Source organism: Synechococcus sp. WC101 (genome assembly GCF_047461555.1).
Classification (GTDB): domain Bacteria; phylum Cyanobacteriota; class Cyanobacteriia; order Thermostichales; family Thermostichaceae; genus Thermostichus.
In genome coordinates, this window is the sequence record NZ_JANSHG010000178.1 from 1 (window position 1) to 4,603 (window position 4,603).

Genomic DNA, 4,603 nt, shown 5'->3' on the forward strand with positions numbered 1-4,603 from the left:
GTATGGGATCCCGGCTCCAAATCTTCGAAAACGAGGGGAGCATCGGCGTCGTAATGGGCGATGTAGGGCCGGTTGTCCAGCACCACGTGCAGATGGGGGCCAAGGCCCAGTTGCGGATCTTTAAAGAGCGGGTACCCCTGCACCGCAAAGCGAACGGTTACTTGCCGCTCCGACAACACCTCTCCGGGTTGGGGGCTGAGGATCTGTACTCGCGGACGGCAGTGCTCCAAGTAGGCATCCAGCTTGGCGATCTCCGGCGGCACCGGTACCCGCTCGAGCTGAGGTAGCTGTTCCTGGGGCTGTTCAAGCGGGGATCCAGCGCAAGCGACCAGCACAAGAGCCGCCACCAGAGCCATCCACCATCCCCATCTCCAGGTTCTGGCCTTTCCCGCGTGTCTTTGCATGAGCCTCACATCCCAACACTTTCGGTATCCTGCCGAGCTGCAGATAAGCCATCCCCACATTACCAGCATGTGTCCTTTGGGGAAGATCCCCTCCCCCGCCCTAGAATGGGATCAGCGGTCTGGCCCAAGCCAGGTCAGGAGAACTTCTGAGGTCAGGTATGGCTGTGTTGGCGATAACGGCCCTTGCAGGCCTGGATCTAGCTCAGTGGCAGGCTTTGCTCAACAACGTGGCCTTTGCCGTTTGCTTAGGGGCCATGCTGTTTTATTGGGGCGGGGCAGCGTTTCCCCAGGTGCAGCTTCTGTCGGAGCTGGGCTTGGCGGGGATGATCGGGGCGAACTTGACGATCGCCGCCCTGCTGACGGCCCGCTGGATCGATGCCGGCTATTTCCCCTTGAGTAACTTGTACGAGTCTTTGTTTTTCTTGGCCTGGGGGATCACCGCCTTGCATCTGCTGGCTCTCCACTGGACTCGTAGCCGTTGGGTGGGGGTGACGACCGCCCCGCTGGCGACGGGCGTTGTGGCCTTTGCCGCCCTGGCCCTGCCGGCAGATATGCAGGAGGCCCAGCCACTGGTGCCGGCTTTGCAATCCAACTGGCTGATGATGCATGTAACGGTGATGCTTCTGGCCTATGCAGCCCTCTTGGTGGGATCCCTTTTGGCCATCGCTTTTCTCATCGTCACCCGCGGCCAGGAAGTTCAGTTAAAGGGCAACTCCCTCGGCCTGCAATTTGGACCCTCTCAGCCTGCAACCCACCCCGAATGGACAGAAGCCACCCTGCCATCGCCCGCTGCAGAACTGGTCTACGCCGGGATCCGCTCCCCCCGACCGGCTGAACCCCCTCCCCAACCGGCACCCGAAGGGATCCCGCTGCAACGGCTGAGCCTGGCGGAAATCTTAGACAACACCAGCTACCGGCTAATCGGGCTGGGGTTCCCGCTGCTGACCATCGGCATCATTGCCGGCGCCGTCTGGGCCAACGAAGCCTGGGGCACCTACTGGAGCTGGGATCCCAAAGAAACCTGGGCCTTGATCACCTGGTTGGTCTTTGCCGCCTATTTGCACGCCCGCATCACCAAAGGCTGGCAGGGCAAGCGCCCCGCTCTCTTGGCCAGCTTGGGCTTTGGGGTGGTTTGGGTGTGTTATCTGGGGGTGAACTTTCTGGGCAAAGGCTTACACAGCTATGGCTGGTTCTTCTGAGATCTCTTGGGCCAACAAATCAACCCCCGTTTGTGGGTATTCTGGTGCTGGCAAGCCGTCGTGGATCCCTCTGAGGAGAAAAGCATGCGACTGTTCAACTACCTGATCCTGTTCTCGGCCCTCCTGGGAATCGCTCTTTTCGCCATGCAAAACGCCAGCCCGGTCACGATTACCTTTGCCCCCGGCGTCAGCGTTGAAAGCCCGCTGGCGATCGAACTGTTGGCCTCTGCCGGGATCGGGGCCGCCCTTGCCTGGCTCTATAGCCTCTGGATGCGTCTCCAATTCAGCATCGAAGCCCGCGAGAAAAATCGGCAGTTGCAAGAAAAGGAAGTCACCATTAGCGAGCTGAAGGAAATGGTGGTGGAGCTGGAAGCCAAAGTCAAGCAACTGCCCCCCAGCAAGCGTGCCGAGCCCCAGGAAGACATTCAGGACGTTAAGGAAGTCACCACAGAGGGATCCCCTGCCTAGAACTGTTCCGAATGGATCCCGTCGATCTCCAAGCAGTTGGGGTAAGATTGAAATTCTGCTTGCCTCTTCCACTAGCCCATCACTTCCTATGCAGGTCACACAAGAAAAACGTCCTGGCAGCCGGGTTGGCCTCAAGATCGTGGTAGAAGCCGACCAGGTTAAGCGCTCCTACGAAAAAACCTTGCGCCAACTGGAGCGGAATATCCAGATCCCCGGATTTCGCAAGGGCAAAGCTCCCCGCAACCTGGTGATACGCCAGGTGGGCCGCGAGCGCGTCATGGCCAGTGCCGTCGATGACCTGATCAACGAGGCCATCCAACAGGCGCTCAAGGACACCCAACTGCATCCCATCAGCCGCTTCGAGCTGGACGACAAGGTGGAGCAGCTTCTGGATCGCTTCAACCCGGAGGCCGACTTCAGCTTCTCGGGGTATGTGGAGGTGTACCCCGAAGCCCGTGTCGGCCAATACAAGGGCCTGACCGTCACGGCCACCCGCGTCACCGTCAAGCCCGAACAGATCGACCAGCTCATCGACCGGTGGCGGGATCAGCGGGCCACCCTCTTGCCGGTGGAGGATCGGCCCGCCCAGTTGGGGGATGTGGTGGTGATCGATTTTCAAGCCCGCGATGCCGAGGGCAATCCTCTGGAGGAAATCGCCGCCCAGGACTTTCAGTTGGAGCTCAAAGAGGAGAACTTCATCCCTGGTTTTGTGGCGGGCGTGGTCGGCATGCAGCTCGACCAAACCAAGGAGATCACAGCTACTTTCCCCGACGATTACTTCAGAAAAGAGTTGGCCGGGAAAACGGTTACGTTTACCGTCTGCCTCAAAGAGATCAAGACCAAAGAGCTGCCGGAGCTGGATGACGCCTTTGTGCAGGAGATCAGCGAGTTTCAGACGGTGGCCGAACTGCGGGAACACCTGCAAAAGCGCCTCGAGCAAGATGCCCTGCGGCAATCTGAGGAGAACCTGGAGACGGCCATCCTCAATGCCATCTTGGAAACCACCGAGGTGGATCTGCCGGAGACCCTAGTCGAGCAAGAAACGACACAACTGCTGGCCCGAAGCCTTCAGTCGCTGCAGCAGCAGCAAGGGGTCACGCCGGGAGAGATCCGCAAGTTCTTGTCCCAACTGCCGCCGGAAACTCTCAACCAGTTGATGGAGCGCCACCGGCCCGAGGCCATCAACCGGCTGCGGCGCACCTTGGCTCTGAGCGCTATCGTCCGGCAGGAGCAGATTGCCGTAGGCCCCAACGAATTGGAAGTCGAGGTGGAAGAGGTGATGGCGGCCTATGCGCAGCAAGGGCAGAAGCTGGATCGGGAGCGAGTCCGCCAAGCAGTCCACGAAGATCTGCTCGCCAACAAGGTGATGGCCTGGCTGAAGTCCCAAACCACGGTCAACTGGGTCGATAGCGAAGGCAACCCCACCGAACCGCCCACCCTCTCGCCCCGCTCTGAGGGTGAAGACCGGCAGGAGAGGTCTGAGTCGGCTAGGGCAGGGGTGCCGGAGACGGAGTTTGAGGCCGAGAAGCCAGAGGGATCCGCGATCCCCGAGGCAGTTGAGCCTCCTGTCGATGCGAAAGCTGAGGGGGAGGTTGCAACAGAGCCGCAGGCAGCTCTCCCTTCTGTAGAAGCAGAGGCGTCTGGGATCCCTGAGGCGGTTGAGCCTTCTGCAGAGGCGGCCACAGACCCTGCTGGCTTGCAACTGGAACAGGCCGTCGCGGAGACACCCAAAGCGGGCAAAAAGAGCAAAAAGGACAAGTAGAGGGTCCTGGTTGCCTCCCTAGACTTGCCGGTTCTCACACCTTGGCCGCCGGGGTCGGAAAAAGCCGGGCTACAAGAGGCCGCGCCGCATCTGGTCCCAGAGGCGGAGGTAGGACTCGGCTTCGGCGGGGCTCAGAGGCCGCCAAATCTCGGCGCGCTCCCAGGTAGAAGGCTGAAAGTCAGCCCTGCGACGCAGCCGAGGAGAGAGTTGGGCCAAATCCAGCGGCCAAACCGAAGGGATCCCGCTCAAGTTCACCAGGCGGGGGGCGAACTCTGGGGTTAGGACGAAGTCAATCCAGTCGGCCAGCAGGGATCCTTCCAGCTCTGGGGAAGCGTTGTGAGCTCTATGCGGCCGCACCCAGACATCCCACCAGATGGCGGATCCCGAAGCCGGGATCGCCACCTCCAGCTCGGGGTAGTTGGCCTGGGTGGCATAGAGATCCTGCGACCAGCCCACAGCCACCCAGCTATCGGCCAGGCGCAACATGGGCAAGTAGTCGGCGGAAGTATAGGCCAGAACCTGGCGGTGCAGGGATCCCAGCTCTCGCCGCAGTTCGGCCTCTTCGGGATCGAGGGGATCGTTGTAGGAGCGGCCCAGCTTTTTGAGGACGAGCCCGATCACCTCCCGGGGGTGATCTGGCAGGGTGAGTTTGCCGGCCAGCTCAGGCCGCCACAGATCCGCCCAGTCCCGGATGGGGTCGCTCACCCGGTCGCGGCGGTAGGCAATGGCCGTTACCCCCCAGCGCCAGGGCACGCCCCAGATCTGCCCCT

At 61.1% G+C, this 4,603-nt stretch carries 4 protein-coding genes and 1 pseudogene; 3 read left to right on the forward strand and 2 right to left on the reverse strand.

Annotated elements, in window-relative coordinates; genetic code table 11:
• A pseudogene (locus tag NW809_RS10880) lies at window positions 1-356 on the reverse strand (hypothetical protein); the annotation flags it as partial.
• A gap of 239 nt (window positions 357-595) precedes the next feature.
• Between NW809_RS10880 and ccsB the strand changes: the two are divergent.
• From ccsB to tig, 3 genes are all read left to right on the forward strand, one after another.
• Complete coding sequence (gene ccsB / locus NW809_RS10885; RefSeq protein ID WP_041438997.1) at window positions 596-1,603, forward strand: c-type cytochrome biogenesis protein CcsB; 1,008 nt, start codon at window positions 596-598, stop codon at window positions 1,601-1,603.
• Window positions 1,604-1,687: 84 nt separating this feature from the next.
• Window positions 1,688-2,071: a lipopolysaccharide assembly LapA domain-containing protein gene (locus NW809_RS10890; RefSeq protein ID WP_011430103.1), complete on the forward strand. Its 384-nt coding sequence runs from the start codon at window positions 1,688-1,690 to the stop codon at window positions 2,069-2,071.
• An 88-nt stretch (window positions 2,072-2,159) separates the two neighbouring features.
• Window positions 2,160-3,833, forward strand: a complete 1,674-nt coding sequence (gene tig, locus NW809_RS10895) for a trigger factor (RefSeq protein WP_011430102.1) — start codon at window positions 2,160-2,162, stop codon at window positions 3,831-3,833.
• A gap of 69 nt (window positions 3,834-3,902) precedes the next feature.
• Here the strand turns inward: tig and NW809_RS10900 are convergent.
• Window positions 3,903-4,603: extracellular solute-binding protein (locus NW809_RS10900; RefSeq protein WP_414402127.1), on the reverse strand; the 701-nt coding region annotated here is incomplete at its 5' end.